This is a genomic window from Rhodococcus sp. ACT016, assembly GCF_050477185.1.
Classification (GTDB): Bacteria; Actinomycetota; Actinomycetes; order Mycobacteriales; family Mycobacteriaceae; genus Prescottella.
In genome coordinates this window covers 5,652,308-5,678,952 of record NZ_JBEAET010000001.1, presented here as the reverse complement: position 1 = coordinate 5,678,952, position 26,645 = coordinate 5,652,308, and the positions used below count along the sequence as shown (strand labels likewise).

Here is a 26,645-nt window from a genome sequence, read left to right as displayed (position 1 = left end):
CTAAGCGGCCGCCTTCGCGGGTTCGTCGTCGGACATGTGGGCATCCGGCGCCTCGACCGGCCCGATCTCCTGCGCGTAGTGGAAGTGCGGACGACGGTGGCCGAGGAACGATCCGAACCACGACATCACCGCGACGTAGCGGTTACGGAAGCCCACCAGGTACACCATGTGCACGGCCAGCCACAGCACCCAGGCGACGAAGCCGGTGAGCTCGATGCTCTTGACCTTGGTGACGGCGCGGAAGCGGTTGATGATCGCCATCGAACCCTTGTCGCGGAACTTGAACGGCGTGCCTCGCTTGATCTTGCCGAGGATGGTGGCCGCGACGTGGCGTCCGCCCTGCATCGCGACCGGCGACTGGCCGGGCAGGTTGTTGAGCGACGTCATGTCGCCGACCGCGAAGATGTCGGCGCGGCCGCCGACGGTGAGGTCGGGGTTGACGAGGAGGCGTCCGGCGCGGTCGGTATCGCAGCCGGTGCGCTCGGCGAGCGCGGCCGCGAAGTCGTTGGCCTGCACGCCCGCCGACCAGATGATGGTCTCGGCGGTGCGGCGCTCACCGGTCTCGCTGCCGTGCGCCTTGAGGGTGGCGCCGTGCTCGTCGATGTCGGTGACCAGCGTGTTGAGCACCACCTCGACGCCCGACTTCTCGAGCGATTCCTTGGTGTACTCGCTGAGCTTGCCGCCGTAGGCGGGCATCGCGACGCCGGCGCCCTCGACGAGGGTGACGGTGACGTCGTCGGCGGTGACGCCGCGGATCGACTGCTCGAAGTAGCGGCCGGCGAGTTCCTTGATCTGACCGGCCAGCTCGACGCCCGTCGCGCCGGCACCGATGACGATGAAGCTCAGCAGGTTCTTGCGGCGCTCGAGATCGGAGGTGGTGTGCGCCTCCTCGAAGCAGCGCACGATCTGCGCCCGCAGCCGCTCGGCGTCGTCGACGGTCTTGAGCGCGAAGGTGACCTTGGCGAACTCGTCGCGGCCGAAGTAGCTCTGCCGGGCGCCGGTGGCGGCGACGAGCGAGTCGTAACCCAGCGTGTGGCGCTGACCGGCGGCCTCGTAGACGAGTTCCTTCTCCTCGGGGTGCACGTCGACGACGCGCCCCAGACGGACGTCGGCGTTGGGGTACTTCGCGAGGATCGCGCGCACCGACGGGGCGATCTCGCCGGCCGCGAGGACACCGGTCGCCACCTGGTACAGCAGCGGCTGGAAGAGGTGCTCGGTGGTCTCCGAGATGAGGACGAACGGCTTACCGGCCTTGGCCAGCTTCTTCGCCGTGGCGAGGGCACCGAATCCGGACCCGACGATCACAACTTCGGTCCGGTCGATTGCTGTTTCGCTCACGGTTGCCTCCTTCTCGAGATATTCGAGAGACCTGGTCGAGATGTATGAGAGACACCGTAGGAGCGCTAAGGACCTCTGCGCCAGTAATCAGGGATATTCGGAGAACAGTTATCTCGATCGCTCATAAGTAGTATGTCGGCATGGATTTCCGGCAGCTCCGCTACTTCCTCGCCGTCAGCGAGGAGCTGAGCTTCAGCAAGGCCGCGAAACGTTGCTTCATCTCGCAGTCCGCGATCAGTCACCAGGTCACCAAGCTCGAGCAGGAACTCGGGGCCTCGCTGTTCGAGAGGTCGACCCGCGTCGTGAAGCTGACCCCGGCCGGGTCGCGGCTGGTGCCGATCGCACAGGAGGTGCTGAGCCTCGAGGCCAAGGCGTTCGCCGTCGCGAAGGAGCCACGCGACCGCATCCGGATCACCGCCAGCATGAGCTTCGCGCCGCAGAGCCTGGCCGCGATCGCGCACGTCCGCGAGAAGCACCCGGATCTGGACATCGAGTTCGTGATCAAGAACTTCACCGACCGCATCGAGGCGGTGTCGTCGGGTGACGCCGACATCGCGCTGATCCGCGGCGAGGTCGACCGGCCCGGGCTCGAGACCGTCGAACTGGGCGTCGAGGACCTGATGATCGCGACGTCCAACCACCATCCGGTGTCGGCGTTCTCCACCGTCGAGTTGAGCGAACTCGCGCCCTACCCGCTGCTGCTCCCGCCGCGGCAGAGCCAGGTCCTGATCCACACCGTCGTCGAGAACGCCTTCGTCGACGTCGGCCGGCGCCTACGACTCGGTCCGCCCATCGCCCGCGATCACACCGCGATCCTCGACGTCATCACCAACCCGCGTGCGTGGACGGTGCTCTACGCGAGCACCGTCGCCGAGGTGCCGCGGACCGGGCTGTGCCTCATGCGCGAGCGGAACAACCGCCTGCGGGTGCCGGTCAGCGGAATCGTCCGCACCGGCGCGGTCGACGCCCCCGACATGGCGAGCCTGATCCACTCGCTGCGGCAGACGATGACCATGGAAAACACCGAAAGCGGTGTGCCCCTGACCAAGCAGGTCAGGGGCACACCGGACCAGCGGTAACCGGACGCGTCACCGGGTGCGCCGCCCACCGGCACCCGATTGCACGTCGGCCCCGCCGCGCGCGGCCGGCGCGATTCGGCGTCTGGATCGAGTGGTGTGGCGTTTGGGTGGGCGTGATCGCGGTGACGGCGTTGTTGACATCGGACATGACAACCAACCTGATCGCCGACGAGCGCGCGGCGAACCGAGTACGCGGCGCCTGGCCGGCCCTGGCGACGATGTTCCTGGGCAGCTTCACGCTGGTGACCGCCGAGTTCCTGCCACCCGGTGTGCTCACACTCGTCGCCTCCCAACTCGGTGTCACCGAGGGCGTTGTCGGCCTGTCGGTCAGCGTCACGGCGCTCACGGCGCTGGTGGCCGCGCTCGGGATGGGGTCCCTCTTCCCCCGACTGGACCGGCGGACCCTGCTGGTCGCGCTGACCGTCGGCGCCGTGGCCTCGAACATCCTGGTGGCCGTGGCACCGAACGTCGCGGTGTTGATGCTGGCGCGGTTGCTGCTCGGCCTCGCGATCGGCGGCTACTGGTCGATGGCGCTGGTGATCGCGACCCAGCTGGTGCCCGCCGACCGGGTCGGGAAGGCGATGATGATCGTCAACGCGGGCACCACGGTCGCGACCGTGGCCGGGGTGCCCCTCGGCGTGCTCCTGAGCACCTTCGCCGGGTGGCGCGTCGCGTTCGCCGTCGCCGCGGTCCTGACCCTCGCCGCCGCCTTCGCCGTCCGGCTGACGTTGCCGCCGATCGCGCCGGCCGCCGGGGTCGGGTGGACGGCGATGGGGCGCGCGCTGCGGGCCCCGGGGGTGACGCTCGGGCTGGTCGGTCTCGTGGCCGTCATCGGCGGGCACTTCACCGGATTCACCTACATCCGGCCGGCTCTGGCCGATCTGCTCGGCGCCGGCCCGGAGGCCGTCGCGATCCTGCTCGCCCTGTTCGGGGTCGGCGGCCTCGTCGGCAATTTCGTGCTCGGCAGCCTCGCCGACCGATGGCTGCAGCCTCTGCTGGTGGCCGTGCCTGGCGCGATCGGACTGTCGGTCCTGTCGATCGTGCTCTCCGGCGGGCTACCCGCCGTGGCGTACCTTGCGGTGGTCGTCTGGGGTGCGGCGTTCGGCGGCCTGCTGAACCTCGCCCAGGTCTGGGTGACGCGGGTCCTACCCGGCCAGGTGGAGGCGGGCAGCGGGCTGATCGTCGCAGGCTTCCAGACCGCGATCATTCTCGGCTCCGCGGTCGGCGGGCGCGGGGTGGACGACGTCGGGGTCGCCGCGACCTACACGGTCGCCGCCGTGATCACCGTGGCGGGCGGCGTGCTGGTCCGGGTCACCCTCGGGCGCGCTGCCGCTGCCACTCGGACGGTGTGACGCCGGTGTGCCTGCGGAACGCCCGCCCGAAGGCGGTGTCGGAACCGTAGCCGAGCCGGTGCGCCACCGCGGCGACCGAGACGTCCTTCCGCGCCAACATCCGTTGGGCCTGTTCGATTCTGACCGCGGACAGGTAGCGACCGGGAGGCTGTCCGGTCGCCGCGCGGAACCGCGCGGCGAACCCGGACCGGGACGCAAGGGCCACGCGGGCGAGCGACTCCACCGTCCACTCCCGGCCCGGTTCGGCATGAATGGCCGCGACGGCGCGGGCCAGTCCCGGATCGTCCACCCGCAACAGCCACCGGCTGGGTGCGCAGCCGCGGGCATGCCACGAGGACACCGCGATCGACGCGATCAGGGTGGCGACGCGGTCGCGCAGCACGCCGTGCGGATGGCCGCCGGCCTCCGCCAGATTCCGCAGCAGGGCGTCCGCCATCGGCTCGTGCTCGGTGAACTCGGTCAGCAGCACCCGGCGAGGAAGGGCGTCCAGGGCGCCCGACGTGCCGGCCGGAGTCATCCGCACCCGCAGGACGACCGCTTCCGACAGCGCTCGCACCGTGTGGCCGTGACCGTGCGGCACGAACAGGAAGTCGCCGGGCGCCAGGTCCTGCGGGTCACCCAGGCCCTCGACACGGACCAGGCCGTCCGTGACCAGCAATGCAGTCGACTCGCCCTCCGGGACGGTCCGTTGCTCGCAGGCCGCGAAGCTCAGGACCTCCCCCTGCGCGCACCGCCACTGCAACCCGGCCAGCGCCTCGTCGACACTGAGCGCCGTGGTACCGAACACTGCGGAATCGACTGTCATGCGGGTCCTTTCCCGGCACGGATGACAATGGCAAGCCTATCCCCGGTCCCGCCGGCCGCATCAGGTCCCTGGTGGAACCACGGCCTCGTGCGCAAGCCGGCGGTGCGCGCGACAGCGACTGCGGAGAACGGTGTGCCCCTGAACCCGCCACAGCAGGTCAGGGGCACACCGGACAAACGGTAGGCGGTCGCGGCTACAGTGTGCGCCGCCCCGAGAGCGCCCTGCCGAGCGTGAGCTCGTCGGCGAACTCGAGGTCGCCACCCATCGGCAGCCCCGACGCCAGCCGCGACACCGTCAGCCCTGGGAAGTCCCGGAGCATCCGCACCAGATAGGTCGCGGTCGCCTCGCCCTCGGTGTTGGGGTCGGTCGCGATGATCACCTCGGTGACGTCGACGCCGTCCTCCTGATTACCGATGCGCGTCAACAACTCCCGGATGCGCAGTTGGTCGGGTCCGACGCCGCTCAGCGGATCGAGCGCGCCGCCGAGAACGTGGTAGCGCCCCTTGAACTCGCGGGTGCGCTCGATCGCCTGGACGTCCTTGGGCTCCTCCACGACGCACACCATGGTCCGGTCCCGGCGCGGGTCGGAACAGATGCGGCACTTCTCCTCCTCGGAGACCGTGCCGCACACGACGCAGAACTGGACGCCGTCGCGCACCTTCTGCAGCACCGCCTGGAGCCGGTCGATCTCCGGGGGCTCGACGGACAGCAGATGGAACGCGATGCGCTGGGCGCTCTTCGGTCCGATACCGGGCAGCTTGCCCAGCTCGTCGATCAAGTCCTGGACGGGACCTTCGTACAAAACTGCCCCTCTAGAACGGGAGTCCGGGCAGGCCGCCGGCCAGTGGGCCGAGCTTGCTCGCCGCGAGCTCCTGTGCCTTGTTCGACGCGTCGGCGATGGCGCCGATCACGAGGTCCTGCAGCGTCTCGATGTCGTCCGGGTCGACGACCTTGGGGTCGATCGCGAGGCCGACGACCTCGCCGGTGCCCTTGACCGTCGCGGTCACCAGGCCGCCACCGGCCTGACCGGTCACCTCGGCCTGGGCCATCTCCGCCTGCGCCGCCATCAACTGCTGCTGCATCTGCTGCGCCTGCGCGAGGAGTTGCTGCATGTCGGGCTGTCCACCTGGTTGCACTGGGCTGATCCTTTCTGAAGTTGCTAGTCAGCGTAGTCCGTCGCGGGCGTCAGCCCAGCTCGCGAACGAGGTTGGCGAGCGTCTCCTCCTGGATCTTGCGCAGCCCGATCGGGGCGAAGGTGCGCTCGAAGAAGCCGCCGATCCCGCCGGCGCCCTTCCACTGCGTGGTCGTGGTGATCGTCGACCCGGTGCCCGACGGTGCGACCTCCCAGGTCGTGACCATGGACGAGTTCGCGTCGCGCTCGGTGACGGTGTTGCCGGACACGCTCACCGTCGCCTTGACGTTGCGGGACCGCTTCTCGGTGGCCTGCAGCGTCCACTGAGCAACCGTCCCGTTGCCCTGACCACCCTCGAGCACCTGGTAGTCCCGGTACTGCTGCGGCAGGACCCGCGGGCGGATGGTCTCGTAGTCCGACAGGGCCGCGATCGCCTGCTCGGGAGCGGCCGTGGTGGTGATGGAACTGCTGGCGCTGACCTGTGCCACTGGGAGTCTCCTTGCTCTGGGATGTACTCCCCCATCCTGCACGGATGTCCCCGATGATCGCGATCACGCGGCCCGCGCGGGACCCGTCTGACAAATCGTTAGCATAGCTATGGAATGACGACTCACCGGGATATCGATAGCCGACCGATCGGACTAGCGATAGCGTCAGGGGGTGGTCGACGCCAAGAGGGGTATCCGCGAGATCGGGCTTGCCGCGCATCGTGCGGGGGTCCAGCGCCTGCTGTCCAGTTACCGGGCCATTCCCCCGGACGCGAACGTGCGGTTGGCGAAAAAGACATCCAATCTGTTCCGCAAGCGGGCGAAGAGCACCGCGCCGGGCCTCGACGTGTCCGGACTCGACGGCGTCATCTCGGTCGATCCGGAGGCTCGCACCGCCGACGTCCAGGGCATGTGCACGTACGAGAACCTTGTTGCCGCAACGCTCCCCTACGGGCTCGCCCCGCTGGTGGTGCCGCAGCTGAAGACGATCACCCTCGGCGGCGCGGTGACCGGACTCGGCATCGAGTCCACATCGTTCCGCAACGGCCTTCCGCACGAGTCGGTGCTCGAGATCGACATCCTCACCGGCAATGGCGACATCATCACCGCCACGCCCGACGGCGAGAACTCGGACCTGTTCTGGTCCTTCCCGAATTCGTATGGAACGCTGGGCTATTCGACGCGCATCCGGATCGAGCTGGAGCCGGTCGAGAAGTACGTCGCGCTGCGGCACCTGCGCTTCAACGACCTGCAGCAGCTCGAGGAGACGATGGACCGCATCGTCACCGAGCGCATCTGGGACGGCGTCGCCGTGGACTACCTCGACGGCACGGTCTTCACCGCAAGCGAGGCGTACCTGACGCTGGGCGTGCAAACCGACGAGCCCGGACCGGTCAGCGACTACACCGACATGGACATCTACTACCGGTCCATCCAGCACGAGTCGGTCAACCACCCCAAGACCGACCGGCTGACCATCCACGACTACCTGTGGCGCTGGGACACCGACTGGTTCTGGTGCTCCCGAGCATTCGGTACGCAGAACCCCAAGATCCGACGGTTCTGGCCGAAGCGCTACCGCCGCAGCAGCTTCTACTGGAAGCTCATCGGCCTGGACCAGAAGTACGACATCGGCGACCGCCTCGAGGCCCGCAAGGGGCTGCCGCCGCGCGAGCGCGTCGTGCAGGACATCGAGGTACCCCTCGAGAACACGGCGCGGTTCCTTCTCTGGTTCCTCGACGAGATCCCGATCGAGCCACTGTGGCTGTGCCCGTTGCGCCTTCGCGATCCCGCTCATCCGGCGGCCGACACCACGCGGCCCTGGCCGCTGTACCCGCTCGAGCCGGGGCGAACGTACGTCAACGTCGGCTTCTGGTCGTCGGTGCCGATCGTGCCGGGCGCGCCCGTCGGCGCGGCGAACCGCCTGATCGAGAAGCAGGTCAGCGAACTCGACGGCCACAAGTCCTTGTACTCCGAGTCGTTCTACGACCAGGAGGAATTCGCGCAGCTGTACGGCGGCGACCATTACGAACAGATCAAGAAGCAGTACGACCCCGATTCACGTCTACTCGACCTCTACTCGAAGGCGGTGCAACGAAAGTGACGGCTCTCGGAACGACGTCCGACCCGGCGAAGAAGCTCAACCTCGCGCAGATTCTCGAAACCGTTTCCGACGGTGAGATTCCGCTGCGCTTCACCGCGTACGACGGCAGCGCGACCGGCCCGGCGAACGCGCCGTACGGACTTCACCTGAACTCGACACGCGGCACCACCTACCTGGCCACCGCCCCAGGCGACCTCGGTATGGCGCGCGCCTACGTCTCGGGCGACCTCGAGGCCATCGGAGTGCATCCCGGTGACCCCTACGCGATCCTGAAGACGATGACCGACCTGCACTTTCATCGCCCGTCGGCGAAGGAGATCGCGGCCATCACCCGTTCGATCGGCTGGGACAAGCTGCGCCCGATCGCGCCGCCGCCGCAGGAACACCTGCCCCGCTGGCGTCGGTTCGCGGAGGGCTTGCGGCACTCCAAGACCCGCGACGCCGAGGTGATCCACCACCACTACGACGTCTCGAACACCTTCTACGAGTACGTCCTCGGCCCGTCGATGACGTACACGTGTGCCGCCTACGAGACCGAGGACCAGAGCCTCGAGGACGCCCAGGAGAACAAGTACCGCCTGGTCTTCGAGAAGCTCGGGCTGAAGGAGGGCGACCGCCTGCTCGACATCGGCTGCGGCTGGGGCGGCATGGTCCGCTACGCGGCCCGGCGCGGCGTCAAGGTCATCGGCGCCACCCTGTCCCGTGAGCAGGCCGAGTGGGCGCAGGCCGCCATCGCCGACGAGGGCCTGTCGGATCTGGCCGAGGTCCGCTTCTCCGACTACCGGGACGTGCCGGAGACGGGCTTCGACGCCATCTCGTCGATCGGCCTGACCGAGCACATCGGTGTCCACAACTACCCGGCGTACTTCGGGTTCATGAAGGACAAGCTGCGCGAGGGCGGTCGACTCCTCAACCACTGCATCACCCGCCCGGGCAACCGCACCGGCGCCAAGGCCGGCTACTTCATCGACCGCTACATCTTCCCGGACGGCGAGCTCACCGGCTCGGGCCGGATCATCAGCGAGATCCAGAACGCGGGCCTCGAGGTGCGCCACGAGGAGAACCTGCGCGAGCACTATGCACTGACCCTCGCGGGCTGGTGCCGCAACCTCGTCGACAACTGGGACAAGTGTGTCGCCGAGGTCGGCGAGGGCACCGCGAAGGTGTGGGGCCTGTACATGGCCGGATCGCGACTCGGTTTCGAGCGCAACGTCGTTCAGCTGCACCAGGTGCTGGCCGTCAAGCTCGGCCCCGACGGTGACGCGAACGTCCCGCTGCGCCCGTGGTGGAAGGGCTGACCGCAGTAGTACCCGAGGAGGGCCCGCCGTCCGTGTGAACCCGCCGTGCGGACGGCGGGCCCTCCTCGTCACGTGGTGCGCGAGCCCGCGTCGACCTGTCGAGCGGCACGCTCGATCGCGGCGGCGGCGCGCTGCACGGCCTCGATCATGCGGCGGTCCTTCGTGACTCGGTCGACCGGACCGCAGATCGAGATCGCCGCCGGTTTCGGGATCCCCTTCGACAAGGGTGCACCGACACAGCCCAACGACGACGTGAGCGTGCCCCGGTCGTAGGTCACCCCCTCCGACGCGGCGCGTTCGAGTTCCGCGCGCAGGGCCTTACGTCCGCCGACGACACCGGTCTCGACGTGATCGAAGATCGGGTCGTCCAGCGCCTCGGAGGGGATCTGGGTCAACAGCGCCTTGCCGACCGCGGATCGGTGCGCCGGGTAGCGTCCACCGATCCGGGACGGCACGTTGGCGCCGAACGATCCCGACAGCTTCTCCCAGTAGACGCCGTCGGCGCCGTCCAGGAAGGCGAGGTGGACGACGGCGCCGGTCGTGCGGTGCAGTTCCTGCATGATCGGCAGCGACACCCGATGGAACCAGTGGTTGCGGATCGCCCGCGACCCCAGTTCGAACAGGCGAACGCCTAGTTCGTACCGGGAACCGACCCGGTTGAGCCAGCGCATCGACACCATCTTCTCGAGCAGGCGATGCGCCGACGAACTGGGGATTCCCGTGAGCCGAGTGGTCTGGCTGAGGGTCAGGTACCCGTTGTCGTCCAACGCCTCGAGCACCAGTTCGATCCGATCGAGCATGGATGTGGCCGGGGCATCTTCACTGATTCGCGGCACGGCCACATCCTCTCACTACGTCAGGCTAGACGCCGAAACCGCCTGACACCGAAATCTGCTGGCCCGTAATATAGTTGGCCTGCTCCGAGGCGAGGAACACGGCTGCGGCACCGATGTCGGCGGGCTTGCCCCACCGCTTCAACGGAACCAGCTTGTGCACCTCACGCGTCCACTCCTCGTCGAACACGCCCTGCGCCTGGAGTTCGAGGAACATACCAGCCTCGATGACACCGACGAGCACCGAGTTGGCGCGGATGTTGTGGAGACCCTCCTCCTTCGCGATGCCGCGCACGAGTGCCTCGTTGGCGGCCTTGGGGATCACCGACAGCCCGTCGAGCTGCGGGAACCAGTGATCGCCGGCCGAACCGAGATGGACGATCGAACCACCGCCGTGCTCGCGGAAGTGCGGGAGCACCGCGTGGACGGCGGTGTACATGCCCAGGGTTTCGATCTCGACGGACCTGCGGTACTGCGCCGGCGTGGTCTCGGCGACGGTGATCTGCTCGACCACCGGGCCGGCGCCCCAGACGAGCGTGTGGATCCGGGTGTGCTCGGCGACGACGTCGTCGAGCACGCGCGCCACGGCGGCCTCGTCGCGGACGTCCACCTGGTGCGCACTCGCCTTCACGCCGAGCGCGCGCAGCTCGGCGACGGTCTCCTCGGCGACATCGCGCTTGGAGTTGTAGCAGACCGCGACAGCCGTGCCGGCGCGCGCGAATTCGCGAGCGACTCCGCGTCCGATTCCTCCGCTACCACCGAAGACCAGGGCCGCTCCCTCTGGAAAGCTCAACGCCAGCATGGTGATTCTCCGTTCGTTCGGAAAGTCCACGACCCTGTGTCCCGGACCACACCCGGGAGAACCTAATCCCGGAACGGAGGGCCGCCCAGGGTCCTTCCCGCCTCACGAGAAAGCGCAGGTCGGACGCGCCCGGAAACGCAGAGCGCCGGCTCGTTCGAGGATCGACACCAGCCCTAGGGCGACGTCCGACCGAGATCGTCGAGGAACTCGAGGAGGACCTTGTTGACCTCGCCCGGGTTCTCCATGGCGAGCAGATGTCCGCCGCCCGGCACCGTGCGCACGGCTCGGACGTCGGCGTGGTGTTCCTTCAGTTTGTCGATCGGGTCGTCCCCGTGCCAGTTCAGGAGATCGACGTCCGAAGCGCTGCACAGGAAGTAGAAGGGCGTCCGTGTGATCGACTCGGCACGAGCCTTCCGGTACTGCCAGTTCATGTCGGCGGCGAGGTACCAGTTGATCCCGCCGCCGAAGCCGCTCCGCGAGTAGTCGGAGACGTAGGTTTCCAGTTCCCATTCCGACAGCCACGGCCACGGCAGAGCCGGCGGCTGCGGGAGCGCCTGCCGGTACGTCGTTCCCGGCGGATGCTGCCAGACCTGCGTGAAATCGCCGTCGCCGGACAGGATGTGGAAGATTTTCGCCAGGATCTCTCGGGGATGCGCGTCGAGATCGACCCGAGCTCCGACCGGATCGTCGAGGTAGTACGACATGTGATTGAAGTGCTGTCGGCCGCGCTCGCGTTCGATCTCGCTGGGAAGTCGGTCGTAGACCGCGTAGAACGGATTCTGCATGCCGATCAGTCCCCGCACCCGCTCGGGTCGTTCGATCGCGATGTCGTACGCGATGAACTGCCCGTAGTCCAACCCGGAGAAGACGGCGCTGTCGTGACCGAGGTGATCGAGCAGGCCGACGATGTCGGCGACGACCCGGTCGACGCGATAGTCCTCGAGCCGGTCCGGGACGTCCGTCTGCCCCATCCCTCGAAGGTCCGGCGCCACGACCTGGTAGCCGGCCTCGGCCAGCGCGCCGATCTGGTGGCGCCAGCTGAACGAGGTGTGCGGGAAGCCGTGGAGGAGCACCACCAGCGGCCCCTCCCCCTCCGTCACGTAGTGCATGTCCAGCCCGTTGATTCGCGCGCGATGGTGCGTCCAGTTCGCCATCTGTACTCCGTTCCCGGGACACGCGTGGTGTGCTCCACGTCACTTTCGAACGTAAGGCGTGGGGCCGGTCCGGTGTATCCGGATCCCGGTCAACGGGCGGGCAAACGCTCCCTGCGCCACTGGTTGGCGGCTTAAGCTGGGTGCATCCACCAGCGGCCGGCATTCACGTCCGGTGCGACGGGGCACCGGCCATCGGAACCGGAGGTCTACCGATGCGACCGCACCATCGACCGCGGCGCGCATCGCTCGTCGCCGCAGCCGTCCTCACTGGGGCGCTACTGCTCGGGGCACAGCCCGCCACCGCAGCACCAACCGATACCGTCTTGCCCATTCCCGTCGCCGTGTTCGCGTTCGATGCGACCGGGCTGCCGAGCAGCGGCTACATGTTCATGACCGCCACCACCGACCCGGCGACGCCGGGCGTCACCCGATTCACCGGGGAAGGTCATTGCTGCGTATTCATCCACTGGCGGAATGTCTCGACCGGTGAGGCGGGCGTCGCGTACCTCGAGTATGCGAGTGTCGATGCGCGGACCGGATCGGGAACGGTGCTCGCCGCCGTCACTACGCCCGAATATCCAGGTTGGGGGATTCACGTAGTCGCCGCCCTACCCGGCGCCGGCGTCTGGACCGTCCCCTGATCCGACCCCGGCGCGAACTGATCCTGAACGATTCTTCTCGGATCCCGAGAGGAATCCTCCACAAATGCGAACCGCCCCGGGCGCCGACATGGCACCCGGGGCGGATTTACAGCCGAGATCAGCCCTTCAGCGACGCCGGCGGGGTGAAGCGCTCACCGTACTTGGCGGCGAGTTCCTCTGCGCGAGCGACGAATCCAGCCTTGCCGCCGGGGTAGCCGGCCACGAACTGGCTGACGCCACCGGTCCAGGCCGGGTAGCCGATGCCCATGATCGAGCCAATGTTGGCGTCGGCGGTGGACGTGATGACGCCCTCGTCGAAGCACTTCTGCGTCTCGATGGCCTCGATGAACAGCATGCGATCGATCAGGTCCTGGATCGGCGGGGTCACCGAACCGGACTTGAAGTGATCGCGCAGGCCCTGCCACAGACCGGCGCGCTTGCCGTCCTCGTAGTTGTAGAAGCCCGCGCCACCGAGGCGGCCCTTGCGGTCGTTGCCCTCGACGAGGTAATTGATGACGTCGCCGGCCGGGTCGGCCGGGAGTTCCTTGCCCTCGGCGAGCGCGGCGGCCTTGGACTCGGCGCGGATCTTCTGCATCAGCGTGAGATTCAGCTCGTCGGACAGCTGCAGCGGCGCCGCCGGGTAGCCGGCCTGCATGCCCGCCTGCTCGATGGTGGCCGGCTCGATGCCCTCGGCGACCATCGCGATGGCCTCGTTGACGAACGTGCCGATGACGCGCGAGGTGAAGAAGCCGCGCGAGTCGTTGACGACGATCGGGGTCTTGCGGATCTTCTGCACGAAGTCGAAGACACGCGCCAAGGTCTCGTCGGAGGTCTTCTCACCGCGGATGATCTCCACCAGCGGCATCTTGTCGACCGGCGAGAAGAAGTGGATGCCGACGAAGTCCTCGGCCCGCTTCACGCCGGTCGCCAGGTCGGTGATCGGCAGCGTCGAGGTGTTGGAGCCGAGCAGCGCGTCGGCGTCGACGATGTCCTCGATCTCCTGGAAGACCTTCTTCTTCAGGTCGGGCGACTCGAACACGGCCTCGACGACGAAGTCGACGCCCGCGAAGTCGGCCGCATCCGCGGACGGGGTGATCAGGGACAGCAGAGCCTTCGACTTCTCCTCGGTGGTCTTGCCCCGCGAGAGCGCCTTGGCCTCGATCTTCTCCGAGTAGGCCTTGCCCTTCTCGGCCGCCTCGATCGTGACGTCCTTGAGCACCACCGGGATTCCGGCCTTGGCGCACACGTACGCGATGCCGGCGCCCATCATGCCGGCGCCGAGGACACCGACCTTCTTGATCTCGCGCTTGGGGATGTCCTTCGGACGCGAGGCACCGGAGCCGATGGCCTGCATGTCGAAGAAGAACGCCTGGATCATGTTCTTCGCGACGTGACCGGTGACCAGCGACGTGAAGTAGCGGGACTCGATCTTCAGGGCGTTGTCGATGTCGACCTGACTGCCCTCGACGGCGGCGGCGAGAATCGCACGCGGCGCCGGCATCGGCGCACCCTTGAGCTGCTTGCGCAGGTTCGCCGGGATCGCCGGCAGGTTGGCCGCGAAGGCCGGGGTGGATGGGGTGCCGCCGGGGATCTTGTAGCCCTTGACATCCCACGGCTGGACGCCCTTGTCGGGGTTGGCCTTGATCCACGCCTTCGCGGCCGGGACCAAATCGGAGACTCCGGCAACAACTTCATCGATCAGGCCGACCTCCTTGGCCTGCTGCGGACCGCGCTGCTGGCCCTGCAGCAGCATCTGGGTCAGCGCCGTCATGAGGCCGAACTTGCGGACGGTGCGGACGATGCCGCCGCCGCCGGGCAGCAGGCCGAGGGTGACCTCGGGCAGGCCGATCTTGACACCCTTGACGTCCGCGGCGATGCGGTGGTGGGTGGCCAGCGCGATCTCCAGGCCGCCACCGAGCGCGGCACCGTTGATGCACGTGACGACCGGCTTGCCGAGGGTCTCGAGGCGACGCAGGTCGGCCTTGAGGGTGAGGCTGTGGTTGTAGATGTGCTCGGCGTCCTCGGGGCCCGCCTTGATCATGTTCTTCAGGTCGCCGCCGGCGAAGAAGGTCTTCTTGCCGGAGGTGAGCACGACGCCGGTGATGGAGTCCTTCTCCGCGTGCAACCGGTCGACGGTCTCCTTCATCGAGGAGATGTACCGGTCGTTCATGGTGTTCGCGCCCTGGTTGGGGTCGTCAATGGTCAGCACGACGATGCCGTCGGCGTCCTGCTCCCAGCCGATGATGTTCTGTTCGCTCACTTTTCGTCTCTCCTGATTGGGTCCGTGAGCGTCAGACGCGCTCGATGATGGTGGCCACGCCCATGCCGCCGCCGATGCACAGCGTCACCAGGGCCCGTCGAGCGCCGCGGCGCTCGAGCTCGTCGACCATGGTGCCGGTGATCATGGCGCCGGTGGCGCCGAGCGGGTGGCCCATCGCGATGGCGCCGCCGTTGACGTTGAGCTTCTCGTCCGGGATCTTCAGGTCCTTCTGGAACTTCATCGCGACCGACGCGAACGCCTCGTTGATCTCGAACAGGTCGATGTCGTCGACGGTGAGACCGGCCTGGGCGAGCACCTTGTGCGCGGCCGGGGTGGGGCCGGTGAGCATGATCGTCGAATCGGCGCCGGAGGTGGCGGTCGCGACGACCCGCGCCCGCGGCGTCAGGCCCATCGCCTGCCCTGCGCCTTCGCTACCGACGAGCACCAGCGCGGCGCCGTCGACGATGCCGGAGCTGTTGCCGCCGTGGTGGACGTGGTTGATCTTCTCGACCCAGTGGTACTTCTGCAGCGCGACGGCGTCGAAGCCGCCCATCTCGCCGATGCCGGCGAACGCGGGCGCCAGACCGGCCAGCGACTCGACGGTGGTGCCGGGACGCATGTGCTCGTCCTGGTCGAGAACCGTGACGCCGTTGATGTCCTTGACCGGCACGACGGACTTGGCGAAGTAGCCGCCCGCCCACGCCTTGGCGGCCAGGTCCTGCGAGCGGACCGCGTACGCGTCGACGTCCTCGCGGGAGAAGCCCTCCATGGTGGCGATCAGATCGGCGCCGATGCCCTGCGGCACGAGGTAGGTGTCGAAGTTGGTGGCCGGGTCCTGCATCCAGGCGCCGCCGTCGGATCCCATCTTCACGCGGGACATCGACTCGACACCGCCGGCGATGACCAGCTCGTCCCAGCCGGAGCGAACCTTCTGCGCGGCCATGTTCACGGCCTCGAGGCCGGAGGCGCAGAAGCGGTTGATCTGCACGCCGCCGACGGTCTCGGGCAGACCGGCGACGGTGACCGCGGTGCGGGCGATGTCGGCGCCCTGATCGCCCAGCGGCGAGACGACGCCGAGGATCATGTCGGAGATGCGGTCCTCGTCGAGGTTCGGGAACCGGGTGCGCAGCTCATCGATCAGCCCGGTGACCAGGTCGATCGGCTTGACCGAGTGCAGCGATCCGGATGCCTTGCCCCGTCCGCGCGGGGTTCGGATGGCTTCATAAATGAACGCCTCTGTGGTCACGGTGTTCCTTCCTGTTCTCGTCTGCGCGCCGCTACAGCTACCCGTACCGGCGCAGACCTCGGCGAGACTCACCTTAGAACGTGTTCCAGTTAACGGAAAGGACCGAAGCGATCCCGCTGTATGACCGAGGCGATCACCGCGCTTCCGCGCTCGCCATGTCCGAAACGTCCGGTCAGTAGGATCCGATACGTCTTGGTGGGACGTCGACTGGGAGGATCGAATCCGATGAAAGACGCGGGGAACGAGCCCAGGCTCGGCATGACACGACGAGGATTTCTGGGTGCGGCCGCGCTGGGCGCCGCGGGTGCCACCACACTCGCGACGAACAGCCCCGCCGGGGCCCGGCCCCGCCGCACGAGTGCCCCCGGCAACCTTCCCGCACCGGACTCGATCACCGTCACCGATCCCGCCCTGCTCGGTGCGGTGGAGGCCGCGGCCCTGTTGCAGTCCGGTGCCCTGCACCCCCGGGAACTGCTCGACGCCTGCATCGCCCGCAGCGCCGGGTTCGACGGCGAGATCGGCGCGTGGATCCGGATCTACCCCGAGATGGCCTACGAGGCCGCCGACGCCGCCGCGCAGCGCCTGTCCGCGAAGGGCCGCGCCGCCGCCGGGCCCGCCCCGCTGGTGTGCGGGATCCCGCTGGCTCTGAAGGACCTGTTCGCGGTGTCCGGCCTGCCGGTGACGGCGTCGAGTCGTGTCCTCGAGGGCAACATCGCGGCCGGCGACTCCACCGTGTGGCGGCGCCTGCGCGACGCCGGCATGGTGCTGCTCGGCCACGCGCACACCGACGAGTTCGCGATCGGCGTCGCCACCGAGCAGGTCGGCAACCCGTGGAACACCGAGTTCTCGCCCGGCGGCTCGTCGGGTGGCAGCGCGGCCGTCCTGGCGGCGCGCTTCGCCCCGCTCGCAACGGGAACCGACACCGGCGGCTCGTTGCGGCTGCCGGCCAGCGCCTGCGGCATCACGTCGATCAAGCCGACGTTCGGACGCTGCAGCACGCGCGGGATCATTCCGTTGACGTGGACCCGCGATCACGCCGGGCCGATGGGGCGCAGCGTCGCCGACGCGGCGCTGCTGCTCGGCTACATGGCGGGCGCGGACCCGGACGACCCGACCACCTCGGTCGGCCCCGCGGTACCGTCCGGAGGCTATCCCCTGTCCGCGAAGGGCGGACCGGCACCGCTGTCCGGCACGCGTTTCGGCGTGGTTCGGTCGAGTGTCGACAGCCTGCCCCATCCGCTCCGCGTGCTGTTCGACAACTTCCTCGACCTCGTCCGACGACTGGGCGGCACCACCGTCGACGTCGTACTCCCGGATGCCCAGTCGAACGCGCTGACCGGGGACATGGCCGAGATGGGCAGCTACCACAGCCAGTTCCGGGACCGGTTGGGCTCCTACCGGATCGAGAACCGTGCGGTCGTCGGTGGCGCCCTGGCCGCGCTGGCTGTGCCGTCGATCGACTACATGACGGCGGCGCAGGACCGTCGGAACTACCAGCACGAGTACAACCGGATGTTCGCCGACAACGCGCTCGACGCCGTCCTCGTCCCCGGGTCGAAGGTCGACGGGGCCAAGCGGGTCGAGATAGCGGGTGTCTCGGTGTTCGACGGCGTGACGGGGGACGTCCGGTGGGCCAATCTCACCGGGGCGCCGGTGATCTGCACGCCCGTGGGCCGGTCGGCCGCCACCGGTCTACCGTTCGGCGTCCAGATCGGCGGTCGGCCGTGGGACGAGTCGGCGCTCATCGAGATCGCACTGGAACTGCAAGCCGCCCAACCGGACTGGCATGATGCCCCGGCGTTGCAGCCCGCGCCGCGGGACATCCCCCGGGTTCGGGTCGGCCCGCCCGGCGCGGGACCGGACCCCACCAACACCACGGACATCGGCTTCGGTTTCCACTTCCTGCCGACGACGTCGACCGCGGACGTCTGATCGTCGGACGCTGCTCCGACGCCATGGTGAGAGCCTTCGTGGCCACGGCGTTCCGACCGTTCTGAATGGAACTCGGCCCCGGTACGGCCACCGACCTTTGCGCCGGGGCCCGGATGGCGGTGGAATACAGGTAGCAGTACTGCGTGAGCGCGGGTCGAGGTGGCCGATGCTGAAATGGTCGATACCGATCGGCCGGGTGTTCGGGATCCGGCTGTATCTGCACTGGTCGCTGCTGGTGACGCTCGTATTGATCACCACGCTGCTGGCCGGGTCCGTCCTCCCCGCCGAGTACACCGGGCGGTCACCGGTGGAGTACTGGTCCGTCGGAGCAGTGGCCGCGGCGGTGTTCGTGCTGTCGTTGGCCGCGCACGAACTGGCGCACTCGGTGGTCGCCGTCCACGACGGCGTGCCGGTCCGGCGGATCACACTGTGGCTACTCGGCGGCATGTCGGAACTGCAGGGCGAGCCGGCGGATCCGCGCACCGAACTGAGGATCACCCTCGCCGGCCCGCTCACCAGCCTCGCCATCGGCGTCGCGTCGCTGCTACTCGTAGTTGCTCTTCCCGATGCCACCGACCCGGTGCTGACCGCGTCGCTGGGCTGGCTCGGGTTCGCGAACGTCGTTCTGGCCGTGTTCAATCTGCTCCCCGGTGCACCGCTCGACGGCGGCCGGGTGCTGCACGCCGTCCTGTGGCGACGTCGAGGCGACCGCCTGTCCGCGGCGGCGGGCGCCGCCCGGTGCGGCCGCGTCCTGGGCCTGGTCCTGATCGTGCTCGGTGTGGTCCAGGCGCTGTTCACGCAGAACCTGGGCGGATTGTGGTTGATGCTGCTCGGCTGGTTCCTCCGCAACGCCGCCAATGTCGAACTGATGACCGCCAAGATGCGACACCAGTTGGGAGACCTACAGGTCCGGCAGATCATGACCCCGGCGCCGGTCGTCGCCCACACCGACGACGACGCCGGCACGTTCGTCGCGGGCGTGCTGCCGCGACTGCGGCACCACACCTTCCCGGTGGTCGACGGCTCCTACCGACCCGTCGGAGTACTTTCCCTGCGCGACCTCGCGCGGGCGGGCGACAGGACGGGGACGGTCGCGCACCTCGCCCGCCCGCTCCCAGACCCCGCGCGCGTCCGTCCGGACGCCCGGGTCGAGACGGTGATGTCCACCGCCGTACTCCGTCCGGGACTCGATCTGCTCGCGGTCGTCGACGCCGGCGGCCGCCTCGTGGGCATCGTGACGGCAACCGATATCCGGAGGGTGTGCGAACGGACGTCCCTGGGGCTTCCGCTGACGAGACCACCCGACGACGACACCGAGTAGCTCAGTGAGCCACCACGATCCGACCACCGGCACCGGTCGGCGACCCCGTCAGCGTCTCCTCGGCCGCCCAGTCCCGTCGCGTGTACGCCTGCACCCGTGTGAAGAGCCCGGAGGAACAGGCGCTCGCGGTCTTGCCGCAGCCGCCGGCCGCGTACACGATCCCGAGGACCGCGACCGTGCCGTCGGCCCGCGGCACCCACACGGGGTTCCCGGAATCGTTCGCGGCGACAGCGGGAGCCGCGTCGAGACCGGTGAAACTGCAGACGTCGCTCGATGTGGGGCACGGTGCACTCAGTCGTCCGCACCGGACGTTGCCGGCCGCCGCGGTGTACTCCGACGCGAACCACTCGGCACCGGTCTGGCAGACGATCGCACCGGTGTCGAGGTCGTCGGCCACCGCCGCGATCCGCGCGGTGCGCGGCAACGTGACCCGATCCGATCCGTCTCCCGCCGGGACCGTCACGACGTCGTCCGCCGTCGCGCCTTCGGCCGCCGACAGGGTCAGCGTCGGTGCGATGGGCACCGGTCCGGTGTCGACCATCGACATGTCGAGGCCGGATCCGCCCGTGATCGAGCCGAAGTCGTCGTCCCAACGGCGCGTTGTGTGGCTGACGACCGCGGGTGTCGGCACCGGCCATCCGATCTCGAGGTGCGCACCCACCTTGCCGCCGACGTGGCCGGCGGACAGCAGGTAGTACCTGCCGTCGCGTTCCAGCGCGATCGAGTACTTGCCCCACTGGGCCTGCGTCGCACCGGGATACGTGTTGTACGTGACGAACGGTCCCGCAGTACGTGCGGGATCGGGATCGGGCGGCCGCGGCGACGACTCCGGTAGAGGTACGGCGGGGACGGACGGCGCCGCGTATTCGGTGGCCGAGGCGTCCTGCGACCCCTCCCCCCGGTCCGCGGAACGCGTCGACCACACCGCCACGCCGGCGAGCACCGACGCCGCGACGAGCGCGATCGCCGTTCTCGTCAGGAGACTTCGACGGTGCACGACGGCGCGTCAGGACAGGTCGGGCAGCTCGTTCGCCCGGACCCGCGATGCGCGAACCAGGAGCAATCCCATCACCAGCACGAACAGGACCAGCACCATTGCGCCGGCCACCGGGGCTCCGGTGAAGGCCAGGGTTCCCGCGCCGGCCATGGCGGCCGAACCCGTACCGACGCTAGGCCCGGTACCCATTGTGTACATCTGAATCCCCGTCTTCTCGTGCAGTTCCTACGCTGTCGCCGCACATCGATGATGTCTCGTAGAGACGACCTTTCGGCGCCGGGCGGTCCGGATGTGCGGATTCGGTGCGCGCCACCGCACCGCTCAGGTACCGGCGATCCTGCGCATCGGAACCGATGTGCGCTCGGCGTTGCGCTTCGTCTTGACCCAGTCGCTCTGACGGCTGACGAGGCGTCCGAAGGCCCGCCACGCCACCACGTAGGACATCAGCATGTAGCCGACGTAGCTGATGCCCAGAGCGATCCCCTGGAAGCGGGACAGTTCCGGTTCGCTGCGCCGGCGATACAGCGGACCCCAGATCGCGAACTCGCCGACGCCCAGCACCAGGTAGGACACGAACAACGCCCAGCCGCCGCTCACCAGGTACGCCTTGAAGAACTCGGGGTAGTTGACCATGTTCCAGATCATCACCAGCAGCGGCAGCGGGTAGACGATCGTGCCGAGCACCTGCAGCCAGGGCGTCAGCATGAAATAGGTGATCTCCCAGGCGCCGAGGTTGGTCACACGCCGTGAGCGCCAGATGGCCGGCAGGTAGCGGATGCACTGCATGCCGCCCTGCGCCCAGCGGACCCGCTGCCGGATCAGCGGTTTCAACTCCGGCAGCGCCTCCTGGTCGACCCAGCTCGCCGTCGTGTACGCGTTGCGCCATCCCAGCAGGATCAGGTGCAGTCCGAGCTCGAAGTCCTCGAGCAGCGCACCGTGCCACGGCTCCCCGAAGCGCGCCGCGACGGCGTCGAGCGCCGACAGCCGACTCAGCTGCCCGTTGCCGCCGATGCTGACCGTCCGCGAATAGCGCCGGGCCATCTGCATCGCAGAGATCGGACCCCGAAACTCCATGTCCTGCAGACGCACCAGCGTGCGGGCGAACCGGTTCTTCCACCCACGTACCGGGCCGAGTGGCTGCGGATCCGCCCGGTTGCTCATCCGGACCTCGACCTGTACGGAGCCGACGTAATCGTTGCCGAAGCAATCCGGTCCGGCCGAGATCTCCAGCAGGTTCGGAGCCGGCCGACCGTCTGCATCGACGATGCAGATCAGCACCTTGTTCCGGTCGATGTCGTCCGGCAGCCATGCATCGATCGCGCGATATCCGAAGTTGAGCGCATCGCCCTTACCGGTGCGCGCGTTCGGGAAGGTGCGCGGCAGCAGGTGAACCATAGGATCGAACTGCTCGATCGTGGAGACGATCTCCCGGGTCCTGTCGTCCGACTCGTCGTCGGTCACCCAGGCGTGGCAGGCCGGAAAGTGTCGCCGCAGATAGCTCAACGTCTCACCGATCACCGCCTCCTCGTCGAGGCACGGGATGATGAAGTGCAGTTCGAATTCGTCCGGGTCACCGGGTCGCTCGGGAACGTGGCGCAGAAACGGGACGAGGATGGCGATCACGTACACCAGGAACACGAGGCCCAGGATCAGCGACAGCACGATCGTCAGGCCGAGTACGGTGTCGAAGGTCACTGGCGGGGGCTCTCTTTCAAACGCGCACGAATCGGGCCGGCGTCACCCGCGACTGTGCTGGCCCGACCGATCCACCGACTGAAGACGACCAGGGTCGCGCTTCCGCCGGCCAACACGATGAGCGATCCGATGATGGTGTGCGCCATCTCGAACCCCGAGCGTCCGTTGTGCACCGTGTAGATCCCGACCACGACCAGACGGATCATGTTCACGCTGAGCATGGCCAAGCAGCTGATGACCAGTCCCATCGTCATGTGCAGCAACCGGACCCGACCGAAATGGACGTAGAACGCGGACAGCACGAGCATCGGCAGGATCAGCAGCGCGGTGCTGCAGCCGGTGACCAACTCGAGGGCGAACACCTTGTTGGTGCCGATGCCGACGTAGAAGGTGGCCGAACCACGGACCCACTTCGTCGGGCCACCGACCACACTGTTGAGCAGAGCGGCCAATCCTGCTTCCCAGGCCCGGAACTGGGGCTGACGCAGGATCAGCGTCACGGTGATCAGGGCATAGACTCCGACGCCGATCCAGCGGATCGCGGGCTTGTCCGGTTCGTGCACCGCTCGGACGGCGGTCACTTCCCGCCTCCCCGCTCCCGGACCACACTCGACCGCAACACCACCATCGAATAGACGCCGAACACGAGCACCAGTCCGACGGTGAGATTGGTGAGCATCAGGTGCTTGATCAGGTCCGACGCACCCTCGGAGAGATTGACCGCCCAGAACTGGGCGATCGCGGCCACCACGAGGAACAGGCCGGTTGCGCCGATGCTCTTGTCCTGCTGGTCCGGGCACACCCGCAGCACCGCCACGAACAGCACGCACGCGACGAGAGTCGAGACGATGATGAGCAGCGGAAGCGCGCCGAACATCATGCGCCAGAAGTGGTAGAAGACCGACACCCGCCACTCCTGGGTATCCGGCCGACCCGAATACCACGGATACGAATAGATGTAGTCGGCCCGCAGCTTGGACATGCCCACCAGGCCCCGCCCCATCATCGAGAGCAGTCGCATGGGCTCGTGCAGGTAGACCTGCGACATCAGGTCCCAACTCGAGGTCTTGTCCAGGAAACCTTGGTAACCGGGCAGTTCGGTCACCGCGTTCGGCGAGTTGATCCGCGAGCCCAGACCGGAGACGAGCGACGGATCGAGCCCCAGCCGAGCCAGGTCCTGCTCGGGATGCGGACTGTGCGGGAGCATCTCGACGAACACCGCGTTGTACTGGTTCAGTTCGGCGAACCGGGCCGGCTGCGTACGCAGGTATTGGCCCACCGAGGCGAGCAGCGCACCCGAGGCGCCGAGCGCGAACCATCTGCCCTGCAGCGGATACTGGCCGAGCGATACCGGGTCGCCCACCCGGCGACTGAGCATGAGCGCAACCGCGACCACGGCGAAGGTCACCGCCTGAGTCTTGGTCGTTGTGGTGAACAACCCGATGACCCCGATCGCGGCGATGTGCCACCAGTGCACGCGCGCCGCGCGCCACATCGCCAGGGCTGCGACGGTCAGCGCCAGCACGCCGAGGATGGCGCCGGTGTCGCTGTAGGGCGACACGAAGTAGCCGGCGAACGATGCGTCCGCCACCACCAGCCACACGCCGCCGACGACGAACGCCTTGCCCACCAGGGATCCCGGGACCCACGCGAAGAGCAGTCCGGCGAGCACACCGAGCACGATGGCGCACACGACGCCGAGGGCGCGCAGGTCCATGTCGCCCGGCAGGCGCAGCAGCGGGGTCAACCACTTGGCGAGCTGCAACAGGTAGAGCTGCGACGAGTTGTACGCCTGCCCGTAGGTGTTCCAGGGACAGTCCTCGCCGTACCACCGGTGTTGGTAGTAGGTGGTGTACACCAGGTCGTCGACCGGGGCGTTGTACGGGTTCCCGGCGCGCAGACCCATGCCGCACGTGAGCCGCTGACCGTCACCCTGGTCGCTCAGACCGATGGCGCCGCCGTAGAAGAGGCGCATCAGTATGAGACCCGCGAAGGACGCACCAGTTACTACCGACACCCAGCCGAGCGCCGTGCCCTCGAGCCGGTACCCGAGGAACCGGGAGAACGCGGCGAATGCCGCCTGCAGCCGCGGGCGCGGCTTCGGGGGCTTGGTGCCGGGCACCAACGCGAGGGGATCGTCGGTGAAGGCGACACCGTCCGCGTCGACGAGTTCGAACTTGTTGCTCACGTGAGTCCACCGCGCACGCTGCCGACGACGGTGCCGGATGCCGGCCCGTACCAGCAATCCGCCGACGCCTCACCGACGAGAGGTTTGATCACGAAGTCCTCCGGCTTCTGCCCCGCCGTGTACTGGTCGATCACCGGCTGGCAGGCCCGGTAGGCCGCGTCGAGGCGGACCTGGGCGTCGCCGTTCGGCACGGGGATCGCCCCGGTCATCTCGGCGTCGTGCGGACGCGAACACAACGTCTGAGTCTCGCCCGATCGGCACAACCGGATGCCGTCGGAGATGGTGCGTCCCATGATGTTCCGCAGCGACCCGGTGAACTCGGGCCGAGTGTCCGGTCGGAGCGGATCCTGGACGCCGAGCGAGCACACCACCGTGCGGAGCCCATTGGCCCATTCCTTCTGCGTCGGATACTTGGCCCACACCGAGATTCCGTACTGGTAGTCGAACTCGCGTGCACCGAGGTATTCGCGAATCCCGTCCCACGGGCAGACGTCCGAGGCCGGCAGACGCTCCAACGCGTTGGACGGACGGTCGGGCTGGTTCAGTAGGTCCTCCGGCAGGGTGCCGAAGCCGTATACCTCGAGCTGATGCGGGTATTCGCAGTTGACCCATGGCGAGACGTTGCTGAGCGAGAGCATCTCCTCCGCGGTCTCGCGGACGTAGCAGGTACCCTCGGCGGCCTGATAGGTGGGAAGTGCGGTGTCCGGCTGGGCCCCGCACCCGACGGCGAACGTCGTTGCCGCCAACGCCGCCACGATCACAAAGATCGACCTGAACAACCAACCGCTCCTTGTTGAGTCATGACATGTTCCGCAGCGGCGCGAACACACCGACGGTAATGGTGCCCCGAACACGTAAGCCGCGGCGCGAGACGAAAGGGCGGGACCGCGCACACGATGGTGCGTGATGCCGTACCGCCCTGGCCGGTTGGCTCGTCACCCGATCGTCTCGACGGCGGCGAGCGCCAACCGCTGCGCACGTACCGACTGTGGCTGCGTCGTGGTCACGACGATCGCCGTTGTTCCACGTGCAACCGCGTACACCGAACCGTCCGGACCGCCGGATCGGCCACCACTCCAGCCCGCCGGTTCCGACGCCGGCGAGCTGCTCGATATCGGGGTCGCGCGGTCCACCACCTGAACCGCAGTGGTCTCGGCCGCGGTCCGCGCCACCCACACCGAGGCCACCACGGCGCCGCCGAGATCGGTGAAGAAGCACGCGGGCGGGTCGACCGTGGGATCGACCAGCACCGACCCGATCCGTTCGCCGTTGAGCTCCTCGACCTGCTCGACCGAGAGGACCGAGCAGTCGCCCGCGGTACGCGGGACCGGGATGTCGGGCACCGCGGCGACGGCGGCCGACGGTGCTGCCGCCGGGACGTCGGGAATCTCCGCGGCCGCACTGCAACCGGCTACTGCGGCGAGGAGAACGGCCACGGCGACAACGGCCGACGCGTGGTCGGCCCTCACAGCACTGCCACCCGGGTGAACGGAACGAACGGCTCGATCACGGGAAACACCACGAGCATCAGCAACGCCACGATCGCAATGAAGATCGCCAGCGCGGCGGTCAGTTTCGCCGGCCAGGGGCCGGGAAGATGCCGCCAGATCCAGGCGTACACGACTATCCTTCCGAGAGAGCTTTGGGTGAAACGGGATTCAGCCGATCCTTCTCCGCCGCGTCGACCAGGATCGCCTGTACCACCAGCCGATGCGTCGCCGAGAAACGGGGAGTGCAGGTGGTGAGCGTCAGCAGCGCAGCTCCGTCCTGCGGCGGCTCCGCATAATCCGTGTTCATCGGCACGGGTGCGATCACGCCGATGGCGCTCGGATCGACCACCTGCTGACCCACCGCGCGCTGATAGGGCGCCGGCAGCGGTGTGACGGGGACCGCGCCGGCCGAACACGTGGCAGGTTTCCTGCTGGTCGCCCAGTCCAACGCTTCGCTCGCGCTCGGCAGCACCCGGTAGGTGTACCAATGGGTCCGGGTTTCCACCACCACCGCGTCACAGGTCTTCAGCAGGTCGATGTCGTTGAACGGAGAGCCCTTGCCCACCCGATGACCGGCAAGCGCGAAGTTGCCCCGTTCGCCGGGTTGCGCGGTCCCCTCGTAATGCCCGGGCCCGACTTCCAGGTCGGCGTCGGACGTTCCCTGCATCACCGTCAGCTGAAAATCGTTGCCGAAGGCGGGGATGTGCAGCTTCGCGAAGCCCACCGGTCCGGACGCCTCGGTCACTGTCCGCGTGCGGTCGGGCTCGGACCACAGCTGATCGAGTTGCTCTGTGGCCGTGCGCTGTTTGCGTCCGGAGGTGAGATCGGTCCAGTACACCTCGTACACGATGAACAGGGCGCCGATCAACGCAAGCGTCAGCAGGGCCTCACCTGCCCCGCGGTAGATCCGTTGCGCACGTGTGGCCGGCGCGTCCAGAACCACCGGTGTGGCGTCGTACGGCGAATATCGATGTCGTCCAGGCATAGGGAA

The 26,645-nt window shown here is 68.1% G+C and carries 26 protein-coding genes; 7 read left to right on the top strand and 19 right to left on the bottom strand.

Features of this window, described 5'->3' with window-relative positions:
- The gene (locus tag ACQ5DX_RS26000) at nt 1-1,323 is read right to left on the bottom strand and encodes an NAD(P)/FAD-dependent oxidoreductase (protein WP_430335803.1); all 1,323 of its coding nucleotides are present in this window, start codon (nt 1,321-1,323) and stop codon (nt 1-3) included.
- Nucleotides 1,324-1,478: 155 nt separating this feature from the next.
- Between ACQ5DX_RS26000 and ACQ5DX_RS25995 the strand changes: the two genes are divergently transcribed.
- Both ACQ5DX_RS25995 and ACQ5DX_RS25990 read left to right on the top strand, forming a co-directional pair.
- The gene (locus ACQ5DX_RS25995) at nt 1,479-2,417 is read left to right on the top strand and encodes a LysR family transcriptional regulator (protein ID WP_430335341.1); all 939 of its coding nucleotides are present in this window, start codon (nt 1,479-1,481) and stop codon (nt 2,415-2,417) included.
- 146 nt (nt 2,418-2,563) lie between these two features.
- Nucleotides 2,564-3,769, top strand: a complete 1,206-nt coding sequence (locus tag ACQ5DX_RS25990) for an MFS transporter (protein WP_430335340.1) — start codon at nt 2,564-2,566, stop codon at nt 3,767-3,769.
- Here the strand turns inward: ACQ5DX_RS25990 and ACQ5DX_RS25985 are convergent.
- The 4 genes from ACQ5DX_RS25985 to ACQ5DX_RS25970 all read right to left on the bottom strand — a co-directional run bounded on the left by ACQ5DX_RS25985 (nt 3,729) and on the right by ACQ5DX_RS25970 (nt 6,194).
- Nucleotides 3,729-4,574 carry a helix-turn-helix domain-containing protein gene (locus ACQ5DX_RS25985; protein WP_430335339.1) on the bottom strand — a complete coding sequence of 282 codons (846 nt, stop codon included), beginning with the start codon at nt 4,572-4,574 and terminating at the stop codon, nt 3,729-3,731. The two genes, ACQ5DX_RS25990 and ACQ5DX_RS25985, sit on opposite strands and share 41 nt — an antisense overlap.
- 193 nt (nt 4,575-4,767) lie before the next feature.
- Nucleotides 4,768-5,376, bottom strand: coding sequence for a recombination mediator RecR (gene recR, locus ACQ5DX_RS25980; protein WP_348610605.1), 609 nt, complete (start codon nt 5,374-5,376; stop codon nt 4,768-4,770).
- Nucleotides 5,377-5,386: 10 nt separating this feature from the next.
- Nucleotides 5,387-5,710: a YbaB/EbfC family nucleoid-associated protein gene (locus ACQ5DX_RS25975; RefSeq protein WP_430335338.1), complete on the bottom strand. Its 324-nt coding sequence runs from the start codon at nt 5,708-5,710 to the stop codon at nt 5,387-5,389.
- A gap of 49 nt (nt 5,711-5,759) precedes the next feature.
- The gene (locus ACQ5DX_RS25970) at nt 5,760-6,194 is read right to left on the bottom strand and encodes an SRPBCC family protein (RefSeq protein ID WP_430335337.1); all 435 of its coding nucleotides are present in this window, start codon (nt 6,192-6,194) and stop codon (nt 5,760-5,762) included.
- Between the two features lie 172 nt (nt 6,195-6,366).
- Between ACQ5DX_RS25970 and ACQ5DX_RS25965 the strand changes: the two genes are divergently transcribed.
- Both ACQ5DX_RS25965 and ACQ5DX_RS25960 read left to right on the top strand, forming a co-directional pair.
- Nucleotides 6,367-7,797 carry an FAD-binding oxidoreductase gene (locus ACQ5DX_RS25965; RefSeq protein WP_430335336.1) on the top strand — a complete coding sequence of 477 codons (1,431 nt, stop codon included), beginning with the start codon at nt 6,367-6,369 and terminating at the stop codon, nt 7,795-7,797.
- On the top strand, nt 7,794-9,095 hold the full coding sequence (locus tag ACQ5DX_RS25960) for a class I SAM-dependent methyltransferase (RefSeq protein WP_430335335.1): 1,302 nt from the start codon (nt 7,794-7,796) through the stop codon (nt 9,093-9,095). The genes ACQ5DX_RS25965 and ACQ5DX_RS25960 overlap by 4 nt, the downstream gene beginning before the upstream one ends.
- Before the next feature lie 68 nt (nt 9,096-9,163).
- Here the strand turns inward: ACQ5DX_RS25960 and ACQ5DX_RS25955 are convergent, their stop codons facing one another.
- From ACQ5DX_RS25955 to ACQ5DX_RS25945, 3 genes are all read right to left on the bottom strand, one after another.
- Complete coding sequence (locus tag ACQ5DX_RS25955; protein ID WP_430335334.1) at nt 9,164-9,931, bottom strand: IclR family transcriptional regulator; 768 nt, start codon at nt 9,929-9,931, stop codon at nt 9,164-9,166.
- Nucleotides 9,932-9,956: 25 nt separating this feature from the next.
- Nucleotides 9,957-10,721, bottom strand: a complete 765-nt coding sequence (locus ACQ5DX_RS25950) for an SDR family NAD(P)-dependent oxidoreductase (protein ID WP_430335333.1) — start codon at nt 10,719-10,721, stop codon at nt 9,957-9,959.
- Nucleotides 10,722-10,903: 182 nt separating this feature from the next.
- A complete protein-coding gene (locus tag ACQ5DX_RS25945; RefSeq protein ID WP_430335332.1) occupies nt 10,904-11,884 on the bottom strand; it encodes an alpha/beta fold hydrolase in 981 nt (326 codons plus the stop codon).
- 323 nt (nt 11,885-12,207) lie between these two features.
- Between ACQ5DX_RS25945 and ACQ5DX_RS25940 the strand changes: the two genes are divergently transcribed.
- On the top strand, nt 12,208-12,525 hold the full coding sequence (locus ACQ5DX_RS25940; RefSeq protein WP_430335331.1) for a hypothetical protein: 318 nt from the start codon (nt 12,208-12,210) through the stop codon (nt 12,523-12,525).
- Between the two features lie 118 nt (nt 12,526-12,643).
- On the opposite strand, the gene ACQ5DX_RS25935 is transcribed toward ACQ5DX_RS25940, so the two are convergent.
- The gene (locus ACQ5DX_RS25935) at nt 12,644-14,785 is read right to left on the bottom strand and encodes a 3-hydroxyacyl-CoA dehydrogenase NAD-binding domain-containing protein (RefSeq protein WP_430335330.1); all 2,142 of its coding nucleotides are present in this window, start codon (nt 14,783-14,785) and stop codon (nt 12,644-12,646) included.
- Between the two features lie 31 nt (nt 14,786-14,816).
- Entirely contained in the window at nt 14,817-16,031 is a 1,215-nt protein-coding gene (locus ACQ5DX_RS25930) for an acetyl-CoA C-acetyltransferase (RefSeq protein WP_430335329.1), read from the bottom strand.
- Nucleotides 16,032-16,256: 225 nt separating this feature from the next.
- Between ACQ5DX_RS25930 and ACQ5DX_RS25925 the strand changes: the two genes are divergently transcribed.
- Nucleotides 16,257-17,963, top strand: coding sequence for an amidase (locus tag ACQ5DX_RS25925; RefSeq protein WP_430335328.1), 1,707 nt, complete (start codon nt 16,257-16,259; stop codon nt 17,961-17,963).
- A gap of 166 nt (nt 17,964-18,129) precedes the next feature.
- Nucleotides 18,130-19,284: a site-2 protease family protein gene (locus tag ACQ5DX_RS25920; RefSeq protein ID WP_430335327.1), complete on the top strand. Its 1,155-nt coding sequence runs from the start codon at nt 18,130-18,132 to the stop codon at nt 19,282-19,284.
- A 1-nt stretch (nt 19,285) separates the two neighbouring features.
- Here ACQ5DX_RS25920 and ACQ5DX_RS25915 read toward each other — a convergent pair whose 3' ends face one another.
- The 9 genes from ACQ5DX_RS25915 to ACQ5DX_RS25875 all read right to left on the bottom strand — a co-directional run bounded on the left by ACQ5DX_RS25915 (nt 19,286) and on the right by ACQ5DX_RS25875 (nt 26,597).
- Nucleotides 19,286-20,281 carry a hypothetical protein gene (locus tag ACQ5DX_RS25915; protein ID WP_430335326.1) on the bottom strand — a complete coding sequence of 332 codons (996 nt, stop codon included), beginning with the start codon at nt 20,279-20,281 and terminating at the stop codon, nt 19,286-19,288.
- A gap of 9 nt (nt 20,282-20,290) precedes the next feature.
- The gene (locus tag ACQ5DX_RS25910; protein ID WP_430335325.1) at nt 20,291-20,470 is read right to left on the bottom strand and encodes a hypothetical protein; all 180 of its coding nucleotides are present in this window, start codon (nt 20,468-20,470) and stop codon (nt 20,291-20,293) included.
- A gap of 132 nt (nt 20,471-20,602) precedes the next feature.
- Complete coding sequence (locus ACQ5DX_RS25905; protein ID WP_430335324.1) at nt 20,603-21,976, bottom strand: glycosyltransferase family 2 protein; 1,374 nt, start codon at nt 21,974-21,976, stop codon at nt 20,603-20,605.
- Entirely contained in the window at nt 21,973-22,557 is a 585-nt protein-coding gene (locus ACQ5DX_RS25900; protein ID WP_430335323.1) for an exosortase/archaeosortase family protein, read from the bottom strand. Before ACQ5DX_RS25900 ends, ACQ5DX_RS25905 begins: the two co-directional genes overlap by 4 nt.
- Entirely contained in the window at nt 22,554-24,164 is a 1,611-nt protein-coding gene (locus ACQ5DX_RS25895; protein ID WP_430335322.1) for a hypothetical protein, read from the bottom strand. Before ACQ5DX_RS25895 ends, ACQ5DX_RS25900 begins: the two co-directional genes overlap by 4 nt.
- A complete protein-coding gene (locus ACQ5DX_RS25890; RefSeq protein WP_430335321.1) occupies nt 24,161-24,943 on the bottom strand; it encodes a septum formation family protein in 783 nt (260 codons plus the stop codon). The genes ACQ5DX_RS25895 and ACQ5DX_RS25890 overlap by 4 nt, the downstream gene beginning before the upstream one ends.
- 156 nt (nt 24,944-25,099) lie before the next feature.
- A complete protein-coding gene (locus ACQ5DX_RS25885; RefSeq protein ID WP_430335320.1) occupies nt 25,100-25,633 on the bottom strand; it encodes a DUF2020 domain-containing protein in 534 nt (177 codons plus the stop codon).
- A complete protein-coding gene (locus ACQ5DX_RS25880) occupies nt 25,630-25,785 on the bottom strand; it encodes a hypothetical protein (RefSeq protein WP_430335319.1) in 156 nt (51 codons plus the stop codon). Before ACQ5DX_RS25880 ends, ACQ5DX_RS25885 begins: the two co-directional genes overlap by 4 nt.
- Before the next feature lie 2 nt (nt 25,786-25,787).
- Entirely contained in the window at nt 25,788-26,597 is an 810-nt protein-coding gene (locus ACQ5DX_RS25875; protein ID WP_430335318.1) for a class E sortase, read from the bottom strand.
- Between the last annotated feature and the right edge of the window lie 48 nt (nt 26,598-26,645).